Origin of the sequence: Streptomyces sp. NPDC021622 (genome assembly GCF_040640795.1) — a bacterium.
In the GTDB taxonomy this organism is placed as follows: Bacteria; Actinomycetota; Actinomycetes; order Streptomycetales; family Streptomycetaceae; genus Streptomyces.
In genome coordinates, this window is record NZ_JBFACK010000002.1 from 649,147 (window position 1) to 668,957 (window position 19,811).

General features: G+C 70.7%; 14 protein-coding genes. 3 read left to right on the forward strand and 11 right to left on the reverse strand.

Going from position 1 to position 19,811, the window contains the following annotated elements:
* Positions 1 to 33: 33 nt before the first annotated feature.
* Both AB0G47_RS07220 and AB0G47_RS07225 read right to left on the reverse strand, forming a co-directional pair.
* Positions 34 to 1,560, reverse strand: coding sequence for an amino acid permease (locus tag AB0G47_RS07220; RefSeq protein WP_360764944.1), 1,527 nt, complete (start codon positions 1,558 to 1,560; stop codon positions 34 to 36).
* Between the two features lie 10 nt (positions 1,561 to 1,570).
* Positions 1,571 to 2,605, reverse strand: a complete 1,035-nt coding sequence (locus AB0G47_RS07225; protein ID WP_360764947.1) for a hypothetical protein — start codon at positions 2,603 to 2,605, stop codon at positions 1,571 to 1,573.
* Between the two features lie 713 nt (positions 2,606 to 3,318).
* Here AB0G47_RS07225 and AB0G47_RS07230 point away from each other — a divergent pair.
* Entirely contained in the window at positions 3,319 to 3,951 is a 633-nt protein-coding gene (locus AB0G47_RS07230; RefSeq protein WP_360764950.1) for a TetR/AcrR family transcriptional regulator, read from the forward strand.
* A gap of 127 nt (positions 3,952 to 4,078) precedes the next feature.
* Here the strand turns inward: AB0G47_RS07230 and AB0G47_RS07235 are convergent, their stop codons facing one another.
* Positions 4,079 to 5,104 carry an ABC transporter permease gene (locus tag AB0G47_RS07235; protein ID WP_360764953.1) on the reverse strand — a complete coding sequence of 342 codons (1,026 nt, stop codon included), beginning with the start codon at positions 5,102 to 5,104 and terminating at the stop codon, positions 4,079 to 4,081.
* A 255-nt stretch (positions 5,105 to 5,359) separates the two neighbouring features.
* On the opposite strand from AB0G47_RS07235, the gene AB0G47_RS07240 reads away from it, so the two are divergent.
* On the forward strand, positions 5,360 to 6,673 hold the full coding sequence (locus AB0G47_RS07240; RefSeq protein ID WP_360765160.1) for a phosphatase PAP2 family protein: 1,314 nt from the start codon (positions 5,360 to 5,362) through the stop codon (positions 6,671 to 6,673).
* Between the two features lie 12 nt (positions 6,674 to 6,685).
* Here the strand turns inward: AB0G47_RS07240 and AB0G47_RS07245 are convergent, their stop codons facing one another.
* The 5 genes from AB0G47_RS07245 to AB0G47_RS07265 form a co-directional block, all read right to left on the reverse strand.
* Complete coding sequence (locus AB0G47_RS07245; RefSeq protein ID WP_360764955.1) at positions 6,686 to 7,762, reverse strand: LCP family protein; 1,077 nt, start codon at positions 7,760 to 7,762, stop codon at positions 6,686 to 6,688.
* Positions 7,763 to 7,764: 2 nt separating this feature from the next.
* Positions 7,765 to 9,855: a bifunctional polysaccharide deacetylase/glycosyltransferase family 2 protein gene (locus AB0G47_RS07250; RefSeq protein WP_360764958.1), complete on the reverse strand. Its 2,091-nt coding sequence runs from the start codon at positions 9,853 to 9,855 to the stop codon at positions 7,765 to 7,767.
* On the reverse strand, positions 9,852 to 10,232 hold the full coding sequence (locus AB0G47_RS07255; RefSeq protein WP_360764961.1) for a hypothetical protein: 381 nt from the start codon (positions 10,230 to 10,232) through the stop codon (positions 9,852 to 9,854). The genes AB0G47_RS07250 and AB0G47_RS07255 overlap by 4 nt, the downstream gene beginning before the upstream one ends.
* Positions 10,233 to 10,571: 339 nt before the next feature.
* Positions 10,572 to 11,894, reverse strand: a complete 1,323-nt coding sequence (locus AB0G47_RS07260; RefSeq protein ID WP_360764963.1) for an MFS transporter — start codon at positions 11,892 to 11,894, stop codon at positions 10,572 to 10,574.
* A complete protein-coding gene (locus AB0G47_RS07265) occupies positions 11,891 to 13,066 on the reverse strand; it encodes an aminotransferase class V-fold PLP-dependent enzyme (protein ID WP_360764966.1) in 1,176 nt (391 codons plus the stop codon). The genes AB0G47_RS07260 and AB0G47_RS07265 overlap by 4 nt, the downstream gene beginning before the upstream one ends.
* Before the next feature lie 121 nt (positions 13,067 to 13,187).
* Here AB0G47_RS07265 and AB0G47_RS07270 point away from each other — a divergent pair, with 121 nt between their 5' ends.
* Positions 13,188 to 14,615 (forward strand): PLP-dependent aminotransferase family protein, encoded by a 1,428-nt coding sequence (locus tag AB0G47_RS07270; RefSeq protein ID WP_360764968.1) that lies wholly within the window; start codon positions 13,188 to 13,190, stop codon positions 14,613 to 14,615.
* 17 nt (positions 14,616 to 14,632) lie between these two features.
* Here the strand turns inward: AB0G47_RS07270 and AB0G47_RS07275 are convergent, their stop codons facing one another.
* Genes AB0G47_RS07275 through AB0G47_RS07285 form a run of 3 tightly spaced genes read right to left on the reverse strand, consistent with a single transcriptional unit; the run spans position 14,633 to position 19,724 of the window.
* Positions 14,633 to 15,637, reverse strand: coding sequence for a methyltransferase (locus AB0G47_RS07275; protein WP_360764971.1), 1,005 nt, complete (start codon positions 15,635 to 15,637; stop codon positions 14,633 to 14,635).
* Positions 15,634 to 16,518 (reverse strand): alpha/beta hydrolase, encoded by an 885-nt coding sequence (locus AB0G47_RS07280; RefSeq protein WP_360764974.1) that lies wholly within the window; start codon positions 16,516 to 16,518, stop codon positions 15,634 to 15,636. The genes AB0G47_RS07275 and AB0G47_RS07280 overlap by 4 nt, the downstream gene beginning before the upstream one ends.
* Positions 16,515 to 19,724 carry an amino acid adenylation domain-containing protein gene (locus AB0G47_RS07285; RefSeq protein ID WP_360764976.1) on the reverse strand — a complete coding sequence of 1,070 codons (3,210 nt, stop codon included), beginning with the start codon at positions 19,722 to 19,724 and terminating at the stop codon, positions 16,515 to 16,517. The genes AB0G47_RS07280 and AB0G47_RS07285 overlap by 4 nt, the downstream gene beginning before the upstream one ends.
* Positions 19,725 to 19,811 lie beyond the last annotated feature (87 nt).

Consider the following 19,811-nt stretch of genomic DNA (forward strand, 5'->3'; position numbering starts at 1 on the left):
GAACTGCACATGCGGCACGCGGTGTCGCCGTCATCAGATGATGCCTTCGAACTGCTTGTCCTCGGTGGAGGAACCGGAGCGGGGCACGTGGTAGGAGTCGCGTCCGAAGCGCCGCCACAGGGCGGCTATGAGGAAGGCCACCACTACGGCGACGGGGGTGTAGTTGAAGGACTTGGCGGTGATCGGGCTGCTCTGCGGGAGCAGGAACAGCACCGTGACCCCGGCCGCCCACACCACCGCCACCCAGCCGATCGGCCGGCTCCAGCGGCCCAAGTGCCAGGGCCCCGGAGTGAATCGGTCGCGGTGGATCAGTCGCAGCAGTACCGGGATGGCGTAGGCCGAGGTGAATCCCACGACCGAGATGGCGGTCACCGCCGAGAACGCCGCTGTGGAATACAAGGACGGCAGCGCGAGCACGAAGGCCACGGCGACCGCGAGCCAGACCGCGTTGGCGGGGATGGCGGTGCGGCGGCTGACCTTCTTCCAGCGCCCCGATCCGGGCAGGGCACCGTCCCGGGCGAAGGCGTAGATCATCCGGCTGGCGCTGGCGGTCACGGTGTAGCCGCACAGGAACTGGGCCACGATGATCACAAGCAGCAGGGCCTTTGCCGCCGCCTCGCCCAGCGCGTCCAGAAGGATCTGCGCCACGGGTACGCCGGTCGGTCCTGACAGGGTCGCGGTGTAGTCCTGGATGGCGAACAGCAGTGTGAGCAGCAGGATGCCGCCGGCGATCCAGGACACCGCCACCGAGCGGAAGACTCCGCGGGCCGCCGCGACGGAGGCATGGTTGGTCTCCTCGCTCAGGTGGGCCGAGGTGTCGTAGCCGGCCAGGGCGAAGACCGGAAGGAGCATGCCAAGGAGGATCACGTAGGCCGGGGCACTCCAGCCCGTGTTGTTGGTGAACTCGGTGAAGACGAAGCCGGCCGACTGGTGGTCGGAGGGCACGAACGCCAGGGCGCCGACGATGACGACGGCCCCCGCCAGGTGCCACCAAGCGCTCACGGACGTCAGGATGTTCATCAGCCGGGTGCCGAAGAGGTTCAGGACCGCGTGCAGCGCGAGGATGATCCCGTACAGAAGCAGCAGGGATTCCGGGGTCGGCGTGTAACCGAACTGCAGGTTCATCCACGCGGCCGTGAACGTCGCGATGCCGTAGTCCTGGGCGGCGATTCCGCCCAGCAGGCCCAGGAGGTTGAGCCAGCCGGTGTACCAGCTCCACCGCTCGCCTCCGAGCTGGCGGGCCATGTAGTACAGGCCGCCGCTGGTGGGGTAGCGGGAGGTGATCTCCGCCAGGGCCGCGGCCAGGCACAACACCAGCGGCCCGACGGCGAGCCATCCCCACACGATCACCGAGGGGCCTCCCGAGTTCAGGCCGAAGCCGAACAGGAGCAGGGTCCCCGACATGATCGAGATGACCGACAGGGAGGCCGAGAAATTGCCGAACGCTCCCATCCGGCGGTGCAGTTGCTGGGTGTAGCCCAGCGACTGGAGGATGCGCGCGTCCTCCCCGTCGTCGTCGACCGGGTTCGGCTGCCGGCGCGGTGTTCTTACCGAAGTCATGGGTTCTCCATCATGGGTGTTCTCCTGTACGCCGCGGGTGGGATCTCAGGCAGGCGTCGCGGTCCTCCTCGAATGCCTTCCGCCACTGGCCCTCGGGGTACCGGGCGTCATACTGCCACGGGGCGGGAGTGGCGAAGTCGCCGATGGCGTCGAAGACTTCGGTGGCCCACTGGGCGAAGCCGCCCCTCGCCAGGGCGTATGCGAGGTAGTTGAGATCCAGCTGGGAACTGGTGGCCGGATCGCCCTTCTGGAACCAGCCCTCGAATGCCTGCGTGACGGCCCGGGTGGTGTCCTCCCTGGTCCACAGGAGGTTCAGCATGACCTCGGCGCCCCTGTCCCGTCGCTCCCGGTGCTCCTGCACACGGGCGTAAAGGGGCAGCAGAAGCAGTGGCGAGTCGGGCGGCGCGAAGGAGACCGACCAGCGGGCGAAATCCGTCGCGACTGCCTGGCGGCCCGCAGGACCCGGGCGGGCCTGGAGCGCCTGGGACATGCGATGCCATGCCTCGCGGTTGAACGGATCCCGTCGGTGCACCTCCCCCAGCAGGCCCCATGGCCCGCCGGGCAGCAGATACTCATGGGGAGGCGGAGCCACGTGATGCTCGGGGTAGCGTCCTGTCACGTCCGTTTCGGCCAGGGCCAGGCGACAGATCCAGGGCACCGAGTCGTCGGGATTCCCGTCGCCCGCCTTGCGGCACGCCTCCCGGGCCCGGGCCACCAGTTTCTCCAGGTCCCCTGCCCGCCGGTAGTCACGCGCCCAGTCCCTTCGGTGGGCCTGCAGCACCCGTTCGGTGGCGACTCTGGCGTACATCACCCGGGCAGCGACGCTCTCCGGTTCCTCCTTCAGCCATAACTCCACGACGTTGGCCTGAGCTGCGACAACCCCAAGCACTTGTGTACGGGATGTCCACTGCGGCCAGTTGCCCGTTCGGGCAAGGACCTGCCGCATCTGCATCCAGTAACCCGCCTGAATGTCCTGCACTGCCGCATAGAGGTCGGTGTCTCGGCCGACCGGGTTCGCCCGGCCTGCCGGGTTCGAACTCTCCATCAGCGCACCCCTCGGCCGACCGGCCGGCACTCCTGCGCGCGGCGTCCTGACGGTCTGTGCGCCTTCACGCGGTGACCGTCCGGTTCGGACGGCGCCGGCGAGACCTGGTGACCCTCGCCGGTTGGTGTGAGCACGACACCGAACGGTGTGCACTGGCGGGCATAGGCAGAAGGACCCTCTGGGCAGTTGGGACGGGGTGGCACGGTCGCGCAAAGGACAGGGGTGTGGGACAGGGGTGTGGGTCGAGTGCCTGACAGGTACTTAAGTGCCTGGAGAGGCGCATGACCAGAGAATCCCAAGATTGTCTGGTTGCTCAGATGCAGGTTTCGGCCATGCGGCAGGCGAGCGTCGCCATCCGTCACCGGACCGGCTGAACACGCGCCAGACCAGCCGTACGGCGCAGATACCGCCCGCCGCACCAGGGCCACCGCTACCCGATGGAAGGGTCACGTCAACTTGTCGGCGAAATGGGTGAGTTGATTGCGGGATGGGCAGGTTCAGGCGTGCATGGGCGTCCCGGTGACGGCCTTCCGGACGCGGAATCATTCGGCCAGTTCGATGCGGTGGTCACTGGCTGTGAGCAGATGTCGTTATGGGTGGAAGTGCACGACCTTAGGGCCACTGCCCGCGCGAGCCGCCAGACGACAAGCTGAATGTTCGTTTTATTTTGCGCGAGGCAGCTGTGAAACGAGTATCCGTTCTACCATCGGTGCATGCCTCGCGTATCCCAGTCACACCTCGACGCCCGCCGTCGCCAGATCCTCGACGCGGCCCGCCACTGCTTCATCAGCAACGGCTTTCACGCCACCTCGATGCAGGACATCCTGCGCGAAGCCGACCTGTCCGCCGGTGCCGTCTACCGCTACTTCCAGGGCAAGGACGACATCATCATGGCGATTGCCACCGACGCGCTCGGTGAGCTGACCAGCTCCTTCGACGCGGCGCTGGGGGGTGAGACCGCACGTCCACTGGATGAGGCGCTCGACGAGATGCTCGGCGTCATCCGCCGTCTTTCGGACACGCAGGACATCGCCCGGCTCATCCTGACGGTGTGGGGGGAAGGGGTGCGCTCCCCCGAACTCGCCGCGTTCTTCAACACGACCTTCCACGGTGTGCGTCAACTCGTGAGCCGTGCCGTCGTCCAGCGTCAGGAGCGCGGGCTGCTGCCGAGCGATGTCTCTGCCGACGGCATCGCGCGCGTACTGATCGGCGCTCTGCACGGCTATGTGATCCAGATGGCGCTTCTCGATGACCCCGACCCCGAGGCCTTCCGGAGCAGCCTGCACATGTTCATCGGAAACACCGTCAGAGCTGACCCCAGTGCCGCTTCGATGCCGCACTCCTGAAACTCACGGGTTGGGGGAATAGACCCCGCCGACCAGATCAGGGCCACCCCGAGTAGTACCCAGCCCGTCCCGGTGCCCCGTCGTGCCGTGCAGGGCAATGAGCGCGGTCGCCGGACGCCCCCGGGCGTCAGCCGGCCGACCCGCGTGAGAACTCGACGTCCCGCGAGGGTGTGGGCTCGTCGTCACCCACCGGCTCCGCGCCGGACCGCCGGATGCCGAACAGGACACCCGTCACGCCGAGCCCGGCCCACACGAGCAGCACGGTCAGCGGTGCGGCACTGGCCGCGCCGTCGAAGAAGGCAGTGCCCCGCAGCAGGTTGCCGCCCGCGCCCGGAGGCAGCATCTGCCCGATCCAGCCCGCCGGTTCGGGCAGCATCTCCGGGGCCGACGAGACGCCGGCGAAGGGGTTGCCCAGGAACACCATGAGCAGCGAGACGCACACCATGCCGGCCCGGCCGATCAGCGCGGCGGATCCTGCCGACATCACCGAGATGGCGAACACGGTCAGGCCCATCACCGATGCGTTGACCGCCCAGTTGCCGTCCACGATGCCGAGCCAGGACTGAACGATGAGGCCACCGCACACGCCCGCGAGCGCCGCAGCGGTGAACAGGCCGCCCAGCTGCGTCAGGCCCGGCTTGCTGAGCATGACGATCAGGATCGCGCTGAGCACGCCGGTGAGGACCAGCGGCAGCACCGATGAGGAGAAGCCCGTGCCATTCGGGTCGTCCGGGTCGGACGCCACCACGTCGACGGTCCGCGCCGTGGCGTCCTTGCCCGCGATCTGGCCGGCGAGTGCGTCACCGGCCTTGGTGACGACCTGGGCAACGGGCGAGCTGGCCGCCGTGGCGGTCAACGTGGTGACGCCCTTCGGGGACACCACGAACGCTCCGTACACGTCCCGGTCGCGGATCGCCTCGCGCGCCTCGCCCTCGCCGGCGTAGCTGTGCACGTCGAAGGCGTCGCCGCGCTGGAGGCCGCTCTTCAGCTTTTCCGCCGCCGGCATGGGCGCCACCACGCCTACCGGGAGGTCGCGGGGTGCCAGTCGGGCAGAGGACCACGCGAACGCGGACAGGGCCAGGGTCACGATGACGGGGACAAGTACCACGCCCACCATCAGGCGTCGTAAGGACGCTGAATCCGGAGAGGCCATGACAGCTCCTAGAAAAACGAACGCTCGATTACGTTACGGTGAGTGTGCACCCCGGTACGAGGCACCGTCAAGCCGGGACGAAGGGGGCGCGGCCCGCTGTGGGGGGTGACCGCGGCGCTCGCGGTGCTTGCCACTGCGGGGCTGTTCGAGGAGACCTTCGGGAGCACGAACGCCAGGCCGATACATATAGTTTCGCTGGTGTTTCCACGAATAGACCGCAGAAACAAGTTCGCCGCGTGGTGTCGGCCACGGGTGATCCTGTGGGCCACGGCCGGTGTGGTGGCCCTCGGATTCCTTGTCGCGCTGGAGATCGCCGCGCGTCGCTACGGCGGCGTGCCGGGGCCGATCACCAATCAGGTGCGGGAGGTGCTGTTCCCGCCCAAACCGGGGCCGCTGTACGGCGGTCTCGCGTTGATGATGGTCGTGCTCGGCTGGCGGCAGCGGTTCATCGCGGCGGGTGCCGCCGTCGGCATCGACGTCGTCTTCGTGGTGGTGCGGTGGGCGGTCGACGCCGAGGTGCCCGAGGGGCAGGCCTTCGGCAATGGCGCGCTGTGGGTGATGCTGGGCTGTGCGGTCTTCGCGGTCACGCGCCGCACCGGCCGGGAGCGGATTCTGCTCCTGAAGGGCGTCGGCCTCGGGCTGCTCCTGGTGGCCGGCCGCAAGACCGGTGACACCTGGCTGCTCATCACGGCGAAGACCCGCCCGACCGTGCTCGACCCTTATGTGGCGACCGCCGATCACGCGTTGGGTGACCCGTCATGGCTGGCAGGGCGGCTCCTGAGGGCCAGCGGCCCCGTCAGCACCCACATTCTCGACCTGGTCTACGCCCAGCTCGCGGTGGCCGCGGTCGCCGTCGCCCTGTACCAGCTGCGCAACGTGGCGGCCGAGGGGCGCTTCCCGCGCCATCATCTGGTGCGCACCTTTCTGGTCATCGGCCTGCTCGGACCTGCCGTCTACATGATCTTTCCGGTGGTCGGGCCGATCTTCACCTACGGCCCGGGGACCTCAGGCACCGGCGGCCTGCAGTGGGCGGTGGCCGACCTGTGGCCGCACACGCCGCCGCCGATCGGCATCCCGCACCCGGTGCCGTACGACGGAATCACCCCTCGCAACTGCATGCCCAGCCTGCACACCGCGTGGGCCACCGCGATCTTCATTCACTCCCGCAAGGGTCCACGCCTGCTGCGGTACGCGGGCACGTTCTGGCTCGTCTCCACGCTCGGCGCGACGCTGGGCTTCGGCTACCACTACGGCGTGGATCTCATCGCCGGCGTGGTGTTCGTCCTCACGGTCGAGGCCGCGCTGCGCTCGTTCGACCGCGGCTGGGACCGGCAGGGCATCCAGCTGGTCGCCTACGGCACAACGGTCTTCGCCGCGCTCTTGGTCGCCTATCGCTATCTGCCGGTGGAGATGGCCAAGTATCCGGTGGTGTTCGGACCGCTTCTCCTGCTGGCACTGGCCTCCGTGATCTACGGCTACGTATGGACCACCAGGCTGTGGGACGCGACGCCCGCGCCGGTGCGGCTGCCGCGCCAGGCGGAACCGCAACCGGCGGCCGAACTGGTGTGAGCCGGGCCGGGTTCACGGGCGGCCCGTCTCCGTCACCGGGCGGTCGTGGCGCAGATCGGCGAAGAGGCGGGCCGACCTCTTGGCGTCCCACTTCAGTACGTTGCCCTTGGGGGTGGGGACGCCGATGCCGGACACCGGCACGTTGATCTGCTTGCCGTGGCCGCCCGTGACGCTCTGCACCGCGCGGAACATCCTGGTGAGATCGCGCAGGCTCATGTCCTTGTCGACGATGAGCGTGTCGAGTCCGGCCTGCATGGCCGGGCCCATCTCCAGCGGGTCGAAGAGGGTGTCGGGGCGTGCGGCCTGGTGGGCGAGGGTCGACAGGAACTTCTGCTGGTTCTTCGACCGGCCCAGATCGCCCTCCTTCTCCTGGTGCCGCTGGCGGACGAACGCGAGCGCCTGCTTGCCGTTCAGGGTGTGGCAGCCCTTGCGCAGATCGGCGCCCGATTTCTCGTCCTTGATGTTCCGGTCAAGGCACATCCGTACGCCGCCGATGGCGTCGACGATGTTCACGAAACCGGCGAAGCCGATCTCCGCGTAGTGGTCGATGCGCAGACCGGTGTTCTGCTCGACGGTGTGCACAAGGAGTTCAGGGCCGCCGTAGGCGAAGGCGGCGTTCAGCTTGTCTCCCTCGGGGCGCTTCGTCTTGCCCGTCGACGTGTCGAGGCGGCCGGGCACGGTGACCCAGGAGTCGCGCGGCAGGCTGACCATGCTGGTGCCGTTGGCCCCGGTGTGCAGCAGCATCATCGAGTCGGTGCGCCTCCCTCCTCCCCCGCCGGCGTGCAGGTCCTGCACGTCGTCCTCGGAGAGCCCGTCGCGGCTGTCCGAGCCCACGATGAGGTAATTGGTGCCCTTGCCGGGCGCCGGACGGTCGCCGTACGCGCCGAGGTCGACGTCACGGTTGAGCCGGGTCTCGGCCCAGCCGTATGTGCCGCCCGCCGCGACGACCACGACGGCCAGCAGGACGAGAACCGCCCTGCGCAGCCTTCTGCGCTTCACCTTCGGCTGCCGGGCGTGGGCGCGCCGGGGTCCGTAGCGGGAGCTGGGGCGATCGGCGAACCGTTCACGCGTGGCAAGCGGGTCTGTCATGGTCAACTCCCTTGCAGGCTCCGCCGCTCCTCTTCGGGCGGCGTTTGAAGCAGATACGGATCGGCGGTTCCTGCGCGCTTCATGCTGTGCCACTTCAGGCGGGTGCCGAGCAGCGCCGTGGTCACGGAGTGGATGACCACCAGGTACATCAACTGCCGGTAGACGAACTGCTGGAGGGGAAGCACCCACAGCACGCGCAGCCGTTCGCGGTCGAGCCGCAGCGCGTACGCGGCGGTGACCAACTGGATGGACAGGAAGCCGAACCAGACGAGCGCGGCCTCCACCGGGTCGCGGAACAACGCCCCGAACAGGGCGAACATGTCCACGACCGGCGCGCACAGCGGAAGGACGATCTGGAACAGCGTGACGTACAGGAACACGCGCCGCCCGAAGCGTCCGGCGGGGCCGACCTCCTTGACGGCGTGACGGTGCTTCCACATCGACTGGAGGGTGCCGTAGCACCAGCGGTAGCGCTGGCGCCACAACTGCCGAACGGTGCCGGGCACTTCGGTCCAGGCGACCGCCGACTCCTCGTACACGACGCGCCATCCTGCCCGCCAGAGCGCCATCGTGAGGTCGGTGTCCTCGGCCAGGGTCTCGTCGCTGACACCGCCGACGCCCATCAGCGCGTCCCTGCGGAAGGCGCCGATCGCCCCCGGCACCGTCGGCATGCACTCCAGGACCTCGAACATCCGCCGGTCCAGGTTGAATCCGAGTACGTACTCCAGGTGCTGCCATTTGCCCATCAGGCGGCTCCTGTTGCCGACCTTGGTGTTGCCGCTGACCGCGCCGACCGCCGGGTGGGCGAGCGGCTGGACGAGGCGGGCCAGGGCCTCGGGTTCGAAGATGGTGTCCGCGTCGACCATGACGACGATGTCGTACCGGGCGTGCGCAAGGCCGGTGTTGAGGGCGCTCGGCTTGCCGCCGTTGGGCTGCCGGATCACCGTCACCCGCGGGTCGTCGATCTCCTCGGCGATGTCGGCCGTGGCGTCGGTCGAGCCGTCGTCGATCACGATGATCTGGAACTGCGGGTGGGTGGAGGCGAGCAGCGAGTACACGGTGGAGGCGATGCCCGCCTCTTCGTTGTACGCGGGCACCAGGACCGTCACCGGGTCCCGCACCTCGCGCAGGCGTGGCGCGCCGGGCCGGTACCGGTGCAGTCTGCGTACGTGGATCCGGGCGAACACCGCGAACAGGAGCATCCGCAGCACGCCGAGCACGCCCGTGAGGGTCAGCGTCCACACCATCACGGTGAGGAAGGCGTGCCCGAGCCGCTGCGACCAGATCAGGCCGTCGCCCTTGATCTCGTCGGCGACCGGGACCTCCTTGACGAAGGAGGGACGGCCGAGGCCGCCGCTGACCGTGGTGAACCACTTCACGCCGCGGTTCTGCAGGAGTTCCTCGGCCTCGCGGTAGCCGAGGTCGGTCTGGCTGTGCTGCGACACGAGCCCCCGCCACGGCTTGCGGTCCTTGTAGTCCGACGCGACCACGAGATACCCCTGTTCCGCCGCGCGCTTGGCGGCCGGCCACTGCGGGCCGCAGAGCGTGTCGGCCGCCGTGGTGTGCGGCAGCCTCAGCAGGGTGGTGTTGATGCCGGCCGCGCCCGCGAGCGCGTTCTGGGTGAGCGACAGTTCGAGCCGCGCGCGCAGCGGCGACGCGACGCCGAGGTCGCCGCCGCTGTAGGTGTACGAGCCGATCTCGTGGCCCTCGTACAGAATCCGCCGCATCAGCTCCGGGTGCCGGGCGGCGTCCTTCCCGTACACGAAGAAGGTCGCCCGAGCGTGGTGTCTGCGCAGCAGGTCGAGGAGGCGCGGCGTCCACACCGGGTCGGGGCCGCCGTCGAAGGTGAGCGCGACGGTCCGCGGCGGCATGGCCGCGGTGGTGACCCCGTTCGGGCCGAACCGCAGGAGCGGCTTGCCGTCGTCGGCCTCGCGCGGGATCGGCCGGGTGCACAGCGGCTTGGTGCGCGCCGCGTCGACCTGGTGGGTCGTCCAGCCCTCGAAGAGGAGGGTGACGGCGACCACCAGGAGGACGAGCAGGAGGACGAGCCAGTGTCCGCGCGGCGGGCGGCGGACAGCGGAACGCCGGATCACTGCCCGAGGCCTCCGGCCGGCGGGGCGGATCTGCCGTGCGGCGCCTTACCGGTGTCCGGGCCGGAAGCCGCCGGTCCGTTCGTGCTCGGCGGCTGTGTGCCGACGGGCTGCCAGAGGCCGCTGATCAGCGTGCCGACGAGCAGCAGATACCCGAGGCAGGCGCAGACCACGGCGAGCGCCAGGCCTTGCAGCGTCCGCTTGCGCCAGCCCGACTGGTCGATGAAGACGGGGAGTCGGGGTGCGGCGACGTCCTGGGCACGCCGCTCCACCGGGGGCACAAGAGGCGTCACCGCCTCCCGCTGCTCCCCGCGGGCAGGGGGTACGGACGACCATCGCCCGTCGTGGGGTGTGCTGGCTATGTGGGGGGTGCCCTGCACTGGTGCTCCTGATCTGCGGCCGCGCACGCGCGGCTCTTTGTCTGTGGGGGGGGGTGCGGACCCGGAGGTCCGCCGTGCTGCCCGTGAGACGTCAGGAGCCGCATCCCGGTGCCCTGCGCGCACGGGGCGTTCCCGTGCGCGCGCATGCCACGAGCCCTTCCCGGGTGGGGCCGGGAAGGCCACGTACGCATGGGCCCTCACAAGGGCCGGGAGGCCGGGGCGCGGCCGTCAGCCATCACGCGGCCACCGACCCTACTAGGGCGGGCGGAATCGGGCATCCCCGGACCCGAACGGTCGTTAGATGACACCCGGGTGACACCGCACCAGGCCGTCCGCTCTTCAGTCGGCGGCCCGCCCCTCCGCTGCCGCCACGGCGGGTTCCTCCGGCGCCGACGGCAGGGCGCGCAGTCGGCTCACCGGGGACAGGACGAGCGCGATCAGTACGGCGGCGGAGCCGATCGCCGCCACGGTCAGGGCGCCCCGCGCGCCGATCCGGCCGGACAGCAGGCCCGCGAACAGGCCGCCGAGCGCCCCGCCGCCGAACAGCAGGGTCCGGAAGACCGCCGTCATCCGGCCCATCATCGACTGCGGGGTGCTCGCCTGGCGCAGGCTGACGATGATGACGCCCGCGACGCCGAGTCCGAGGTAGGTGGTGAAGAAGGACAGGATGAACATCGCCACCATCACCGGCCGGGGTCCTGTGGCCAGGACGATCAGCGTCGGTCCGATGAGGAGGGCCGACTGGGCGACGAGGTAGACGAGGCCGAGCCGGAAGCGGCGGATCACCTTGCGGGAGATCGCCGCTCCGATCAGTCCGCCCACGGAGGCGGTGGCGAAGATGGCGCCGAGGGTCGTCGAGTCCAGGTGCAGGTCGCGTGTTCCGTACAGCAGGAACATCGTCCATACGGTGATCATGGAGAAGTTGCAGCAGAACCCGATCAGGGCCAGCGATCGCAGGACCGGGTTCTTCAGGACCAGGCGCAGGCCGTCCCGGAGTTCGGTGGGCAAGTGCCGTCGTGCGGCGGGCGGTTGGGGGCGGGGCTCGGGTGTGCGGATCAGCAGCAGCGAGATCAGCGACACCAGATACGAGAAGGCGTCGACGATCAGCGCCACGGGCGCGGTGAGGGCGCCGACCAGGACACCCGCGAGCCCTGGCCCCGCCACGTCGGCCGCCGATGAGCTCATGCCCATCTTGGCGCCGGCCTCGACATAGTGCTTGGGGTCGCGCACGAGCGCGGGTACGTACGACATCCAGCTCACGTCGAAGAGCACCGATGCGACGCCGACGGCACAGGCGATGACGAGAAGCGAGGCCAGGCTGAGCGCGTCGGTCCAGTACAGGACGGGGACGAGGGTCAGCAGGATCATCCGGACGGCGTTGGCGCCGAGCATGATCCGCCGCCGCCTGGCCCGGTCCACCCACACCCCGAAGACCAGGGCGAGGCCGAGGTACGGGACGAGTTGCAGGAACCGCAGGATGCCGACCTGCTCGTCGGTGGCGTCGAACGCGATGATCGCGGTCAGCGGCAGGGCGAGGTTCGTGACCTGGGTGCCGAGGAGCGAGAGGGTCTCGCCGAGCCAGAATCTGAGGAAGTCGCCGTTGCGCCACAGGCTCTGCGGGGGCGGTTCCTCGATGCTTGTGCGTGTCTCAGTGGCGGTCATCGCCGTCCCTGGGCGGCGAGTTCCGCGACCGCGTCCGCGACGTGGTCCACTTCCTCTTCGGTGTTGTAGTAGTGCGGCGACAGGCGCAGGCACCAGTCGACGTCCTTGTCCCCGAAGTCGAACTGGGCGAACTCCCGGTAGCTGATCGCCGAGTTGATGCCGCGGGCGTCCATGGCGGCCTTGAACGGCTCCGGCTGCCAGCCCGCCACACCGCAGGTGACGAGCGCGGCGAGGCGCGGGCCGCGGTCGAGCACGCGCACCCCCGGGATCGGCGCGAGCCGGTCGCGGAGCCGGGCGGCGAGGGCGGGGGTGCGCCGCTCGATGGCCTCGATGCCGACCTCCCGGGCATAGCGCGTCGCGGCGGCGCTGCCGAGCACCGTGGCGTAGGGGAACTCCCACTCCTCGAAGCGGGCCGCCGTCGCCACGGGCTTGTAGCCGCCCGGCTCGGTCCAGCGGGCGCCGTGCATGTCGATGAACAGCGGTTCGCGGCCCGCGCGCAGGACGCGATCGGATACGTAAAGGAATCCGGAACCGCGGGGGCCGCGGAGGAACTTGCGGCAGGTGGCGGTGAGGAAGTCGCAGCCGATCTCCTCCACGTCGATGACGTACTGGCCCACCGACTGGCAGGCGTCGACCAGATAGAGCAGGTCCAACTCCCGGCAGTGGCGGCCGATTTCGACGACCGGTGAGACGAGGCCCGAGTTGGTGGGGACATGGGTGGCGGACACCAGGCGGGGGCGGTAGGTCCGCATCAGGACGGCCATCGCCGCCACGTCGACGCCGCCTTCCCGGGTGTTGGGCGCGTGGACGATGCGTACGCCGAAGCGCTTGCGCAGGGACAGGAAGGCGATCTGGTTGGAGACGAAGTCGTCGCGGGTGGTGAGGATGACGTCGTCGGGCTCGAACGGGATCGAGGACAGGGCGTTGGCGTAGGCGTGGGTGGCGCTGCCCGCGAAGGCGATGTTGTCGGGCGTGGTGTTGATGAGGGCGGCGAGCTCCGTGTAGAACTCGCGGACTTCGGCGGCACGGGCGGCCGACGCCTCGTAGCCGCCCGTCCGGGCTTCGAGGTGCAGATGGCCGACCATGGCGTCGAGGACCGGGGCCGCGAGGAGCCCACAGCCGGCGTTGTTGAAGTGGATGACATTGCGGCAGCCGGGGGTGTCGGCCCGCAAAGCGGCTACGTCCAGCGGGAGTTGGCCCTGGGGTGCTGCCTGAGGTGCTGCCTGAAGCGTTCCCTGAGGTGCCTTCTGAAGTGCTTCCCGAGCAGGACCAGAAGCGCTACTGTTGTCTCTCATGAATGACAGTAGCACTTCTGTCGAGTTGGCCGACAGGCTCCGTGCGCTGGTCTCCCGGCTTTCGCCAGGCGACCGGCTGCCGAGCAGCCGGGAGCTGACCAAGGAGTACCGGGTCGGCCCGGCGACCGTGGCACGGGCCATCGCCGCGCTGGCCGCCGAGGGCGTGGTGGTGACCCGTCCGGGCAGCGGGACGTACGCGGCACAGCGGGGCCGGCAGCGCGACGAGGCCGACGGGAGCGGGACGGCCACCGACTGGCAGACGGTCGCCCTCACCGACCGCGCCGTCGACACGCATCTGATCGCCGACCCGCTCGGCCCGCCACCGGCCGGGACGATCACGCTGGATGGCGGCTATGTGCACCGCTCGCTGCAACCAACTCGGGCCCTGAGCGCGGCACTTGCGCGGGCGGCACGCCGTCCGGACGCCTGGGACCGCGCCCCGGCAAGCGGCCTGACGGCGCTGCGCACCGTGTTCGCCCGGATCGTCGGCGGCAGCGTGACGGCGGACGACGTGCTGATCACCGCCGGCGGGCAGAGCGCCCTGTCGATCGCGTTCCGCGCCGTCGCCGCGCCCGGCAGCCCGGTCCTGGTCGAGTCCCCCACCTATCCGCGGGCTCTTGCCGCCGCCCGCGCCGCGGGGCTGCGGCCCGTCCCCGTACCGCTCGACGCCGACGGCCTGCGGCCCGACATGCTGGCCGACGCGTTCGCGATGACCGGGGCACGGCTGCTGTACTGCCAGCCGACCTTCCAGAACCCGACCGGCACCGTGCTCACGCCCGAACGGCGCCGTCAGATCCTCGATGTGGCGCGCGCGTCGGGCGCGTTCGTGCTGGAGGACGACTTCGCGCGGCACCTGGGACACGGCGGCGCGGTGCCGCGACCGCTGGTCGCCGACGACCGTGACGGCACGGTCGTGCACGTCACCTCACTCACCAAGCCCGCCGCACCGAGCCTGCGGATCGGAGCCCTGGTGGCCCGCGGTCCTGTCATGGAGCGGATGCGGGCGGTGCGCCTGGTCGACGACTTCTTCGTCACGCGCCCGCTCCAGGAGGCGGCGCTTGAGGTGCTCAGCTCCCCGTCCTGGGACCGGCATGTCCGCTCGCTCGGTACGGCGCTGCGGGAGCGCGGCGCCGTACTGGCCGCCGCGCTCACCCAGGAGCTGCCGGGCGCGACCCTGGCCGGTCTGCCGACGGGCGGGCTGCACCTGTGGGTTCGCCTGCCGCCGGGCGTGGACGACACCGTCCTCACCGCCGCCGCCCGGCAGCGCGGCGTCGCCGTGAGCGCCGGCGTCCGCTACTTCGCCGCCGAGCCGCCGGCGGCCCACCTGCGCATCGGGTTCGCGGCGACCGCCGATCACGCCGAGCTGACGGAGGGGGCGCGCCGGCTGGGGGCGGCGCTCGGCGGACTTGCCCCGAAGGCAGGGTGAGGTGGGGCGCCTGCCGGTCAGGCCTTCTTGTGGCCGATGACCAGGTGCTTCTCGGCGCTGCTGCGGCGTACCTCGCAGTCGGTGAAGCCCGCGCGTTCCAGGAGGGCGATGAACTCCGCGGCCGTGCGGTGGCGGCCCGCCATCTCGATGTGCATCACCAGGTTCATCGCGGCGGTGGCCAGCGGTCCTGTGTGGTCGTCGTCGAAGAGGCGGTCCATGATGAGGACCCTGCCCGGGCCATCCGTCGTGTCGCAGGCACGGTACGCCTTCTCCAGGAGCCGTACGCAGGTGTCGTCGTCCCAGTCGGAGAGGATGTAGCCGAAGGCGAGGCAGTCGCCCCGCGGGAGTTCGTCGGCGAAGAAGTCGCCCCCGGCGAAGCCGAGCCGGTCGACGACCGGTCGTGCCTCGGCGTCCTCGCCGACCAGGGGTGCGACCGCGGGCATGTCGAAGACGGTGGCGCGCAGGCCCGGTTCGGCGAGCAGCGCCGCCACCGCGAACGGGCCGGTGGCGCCGCCGACGTCCACCAGGTGCGTCGTCCCGGAAAGGCCCGCGAGGGCGGCGAGCTCCTGCGACATGCCGAAGCTGAGGTCCCACATCGCGCGCATGAACGCGCGCAGCGATTCGCTGTCGCGGTACACGTCGTCGAACGGCGATGCCTCGCCGCTCTGCTTGCCATCGGCGAGGTAGGTGTCCAGGCGGGTGAGGCGGCCCTGCGTCTCGACCGTCAGGTGCTCGATGAAGCCGCCCAGGTACCGGCTGTTGCGGTGGTCGAGGAACGGCGCGGCATCGGCGGTCAGGGCGAACTCTCCGTCCTTGGAGCGTTCTACGACACCGAGGGACGTCAGGACCAGGAGCATGCGCTCCAGGGTGTCGGGGTCGGTGGAGAGGCGCTCGGCCAGGCCCGGCACGGTGTCCGGGCCCTGCTCGATGAGGGACGCGAACACGCCGTGCTTGAGGGCTGTGTGCAGCACCGGGGTGGAGATGAGTCCGTAGACGGTGTTCTCAAGTGCGCGCGGCATCATCGGGGCTGCTCCTCTGTCGGGGCGGTCGTAGGGGTGGGTGTCGGGGTGGGTGTCGGGGTCGTCATGGAGGGTGGCGCGGCCAGCTCCTCGATCAGGCGGGCCACCTCCGTCGGGTGGGTGACGTGGGAGGCGTGGCCCGCGCCGGCGATCTCGGCGAACCTGCCGTGCGGCAGCAGTTCCGCCAGGCGGCGCGCCACCTCACGGTGGTGCGGCGCGGACCGCGTGCCGGCCGCCACCACGGTGGGCGTCGCGAACGTCAGGGGATCGAAGCGCGGTACGTCGACGGTGGGGTCCGTCATCTCGGAGATCAGGGCCGCACCGTCCGCGGCGAGGTCGGACGGCTGGGTGCGGGCCAGGTGCAACCGGCTTGCGGGGCCGAGGAGTTCGGCGAGCAGCGCGCGGGCCGCCCGCTCCGGCCCGCCCTCGGTGGCGGCGCCGCGCACGGTCTCCTCCCAGGGGTCCACGGCCGGCCACCAGGGCAGCCAGCGCACCGGCGGTTCCACGGCGACGATGCCCGCGACCAGCGACGGTTCCGCCGCCGCGGCGGCCATCGCCACCAGGGCGCCGTAGCTGTGGCCGAGCACGACCGGCGCGGACAGCTCGGCGAGGATCTCGCGCAGGTCGTCCACGTGCGCCTGGTGGTCGACGCCCGCGCCGCCGAGCGGCCGCGACCGGCCCCAGCCGCGCCGGTCGTATCCGATGACCGTCCGGTCCGGCAGCTCGTCGCTCACCCGCCGGAAACCGGTGCTGCGGTCCATGGAGCCGTGCACGATCACGACCGGCCGGGCGGTCGTGTCCGTCCCGCCGCGGACCTTGCTGACGGCCGGCCGCGCGCGTTTCGCCGCGCCGGCCGCCGCGGCCTGTCTCTCTGTCGACTTCACTGTGTCTCCCGCTCCTCGCCCAGCAGACGGACCAGACCGGCCAGGGTCGGGTCGTCGAGCAGCCGTTGTACGTCGATCACCACGCCGAAGCGGTCCTCGGCGGCCGCCATGAACTCGGCCATGGCCAGCGAATCGCCGCCCGCCGAGAAGAAGTCGGTGTCCAGCTTCACCTGGGCCTGCGGAACGCGCAGGCACGACGAGAAGAGCCGGGCGAGTTCCCAAGTGGCATGCGTCGACTCCCACTTGGGCGGCGGTGGGCTCCAACTGCTCGGCTGAGGCGACGGCTCCGGCTCCGGCTCCCATTCCGGCTCCGGCCTGGTGTGATCGGGAGCCACGTCGGCCTCCCCCACCTTGCCGTTCGTGGTGAGCGGCAGCCGGTCCAGGACGGTGAACGTCGCCGGGATCATGCCGCCGTGGAGGTGCTCGGCCAGATAGCCGCGCACCTCCGACTCCCGCCAGGAGCCGGGGCGTTCGGGCACCACGAGGGCGTGCAGCCTGTTGTCGCGTTCGACGGCGTGGCAGGACGCGACGCCGGGTGCCTTCTCCAGGACGCGCTCGACCTCGTCGAGTTCGACGCGCTGTCCGCGGATCTTGACCTGCCGGTCGCGGCGGCCCGCGTACTCCAAAGAGCCGTCCTCCCGCCATGCGCAGATGTCCCCGGTCCGGTACATCAGCCGGCCCGGCCGGTCCGCGAAGGGGTCGGGCACGAACGATCTGTCCATGAGGTCGGGGCGGCCGAGGTAGCGGCCGATGCCCGTGCCCGCGATGTACAGCTCGCCCGGGCAGCCCGCGGGCAGCAGCCGCCGTTCGTCGTCGAGTACGTACACACGCTTGCCGTGGACCGGCCGGCCGATCGGCGGGTCCTCCTCGCCCGCGACGCACTCGTGCCAGGTGGACCAGACCGCCGCCTCGGCGGGCCCGTAGAGGTTCAGCAGGCGCCGGCCCTTCGCCGTCCAGCGCTGGACGAGTTCGCCGGGCAGCCGCTCGCCCGCGAAGGCCGCGATCCGCAGATCGGGCAGCGGGTCGCGCGGGAGCACCGACCAGACCGATGGCGTCATGATGGCGGCGGTCACGCGCCGTTCGCGCAGCAGCCGGAGCAGCGGCGGTCCCGGTGTCAGGGCGGCGCTGCCGCCCATTACGAGGGTCGCCCCGTTCAGGAGCGCGAGGACGACCTCGGAGACACAGCCGTCGAAGTTCAGCGACAGGAACTGCAGCACCCGGTCCTGCGGCCGCAGCCGGAACACCTTGCGCTGGGCGATGTGCAGATTCGTCAGCGCCTCATGGCTGTTGGCGATCGCCTTCGGCCGTCCGGTGGTGCCGCTGGTGAACACCACGTAGGCGGTGTTCCCCGGCACCACACCGGTGATCGGCGGGGTGGCGGCACGCTCGCCGGGGTGCAGCTTCACCACGTCGGCCGGCACGCCAAGCGCGTCGAACCGCTCGGCGGTGGCGTCGTCGGCGATGACGAGCCGCGCCGACGTCTGGTCCAGCATGGTCTTCAGGCGCTCGCCGGGGCAGTCGGCGGCGGCCAGCAGGAAGGCGCCGCCCGCCTTGGCCACGGCGAGGACGGCCACGATGAGCCGCACGGAGCGTTCCATGCTGATCGCGACGACCGTCTCCGGCTCCACGCCCAGGTCACGCAGCCGGTGCGCGGCCCCGTTGGCCAGCGCGTCGAGCTCCGCGTACGAGTAGGTGACGCCCTCGTCCTCGACCGCCGTGCTGTCCGGCGCGAGGCGGGCGCGGTCCTCGAAGAGGAGCTGCCAGCAGACGTCGGCGGCCCGCTCGTCGGCGCCGGTGTCGTTCCACTCGGTGACGATCTGGTGCCGTTCGAGGTCGCTGACCGGCTTCGCCTCCGGGAGCACGTCGGCGGCCTCGGACCGCGCGGGACTGACGGCCACCGCACCGTCCCGTACCGCGCCGTCGGACGTGGAGCCGACGACCACCAGGGCCTGGTGCCGGGAGCGGGTGTTGCAGTGCGGCCCCCACTCCACCGGTTCGGGCTCCACCGGGGAGAGGCCGAACTCCTGGTAGCGCTCGATGAATCCGAGGATCGCCCAGCGCGCAAGGCGCTCGGCGAACGGCGCTCCCAGGCAGTAGTGCGGCCCCGAGCCGAAGCCGAGGTGGCGGCCCTCGGCGCGCGCGACGTCGAAGGCGGTGGGGTCGGTGAACTTGCGGGGGTCGAGGTTGGCCGCGGCGAGCAGCACGAGGACGCCGTCCCCGGCCTTCAGCCGCGCACCGCCGATCTCGATGTCGCGTACGGCGTGCCGCCCCACGTACTGGCTCGACCCGTCGATCCGCATCACCTCGGACACGGCGGAGTCGACCAGCGAGGGGTCGGCCCGCAACCGCCGCAGCTGCTCCGGGTGTTCGGCGAGCAGCAGGAGCCCGGTGGAGACGAGGTGGGTCAGGGTCTGGTAGCCGCCGGCGACAAGCACCATCGCGTTGGCGGCGACGAGGTCGAGGAGCTCGGCCGGCGGTTCGCCCGAAGGACCGGCGTCGAAGTCGTCGCGCAGTCCGACCGCCAGCGTGGTGACGAGGTCGTCGCCGGGCTCGGCGAGGCGCTCGGCGGCCAGCCGGCGCAGTCCGGCGAGCGCCTTCTCAAGGAGCGGGATGGTCTCCAGGTCGGCCCGGCTCGGGAAGGTGGAGACGCTGCTGAGCAGGCGCTCGTAGGAGTCGGCCCACTCGGTGAGTTCCGCGCCGCGGCCCGCCATGCCGAGCAGATGGGTCATCAGGTGCTCGGGCAGCCGCTCGGCGAAGTCCCGTACCAGATCGATGGTTCCGGCCCCGGGCAGCGTGTCAAGGACCTCGGCGGCGATCGACCGCAGGGCCGGGTCGTGCCGGCGCATGCTGGCCGGCGAGAACTCGCCGCGCAGGGCGTCCCTGATCCTGGTGTGCGCGGGAGGGTCGTTGAAGAGGAACTGCGCGGACAGCATCTCGGCGGTCGGCACGATGCCGCTCATGCCGCGCTCCGCGAGGTCGTCGGGGGCGTGGTGCCGGGCGGACGAGAACGCCCGGTGCTGAGCGAGGATCTCGACCGACTCGGCGTAACCGGAACAGACCCAGACGCCGCCCACCTCGTCGTAGAAGACGGGCGGAAGCTCGGATATCGCGGCCCAGTAGCGCCGGGGGTCGGCTATGACCTCGGCGCGGCGCAGATTGTGGATGCCGTGCCGCGCACGGTCATAGCCCTTGTCCTTGGGTGTCATTCATCTCCCCTTCCTCGGCGGAAGGTTGGTTCGCAGTGCCGGGGAGTCGTTCGGTGCGGCAGCGAGCGCGGGCGCTCGTGGAAGGGG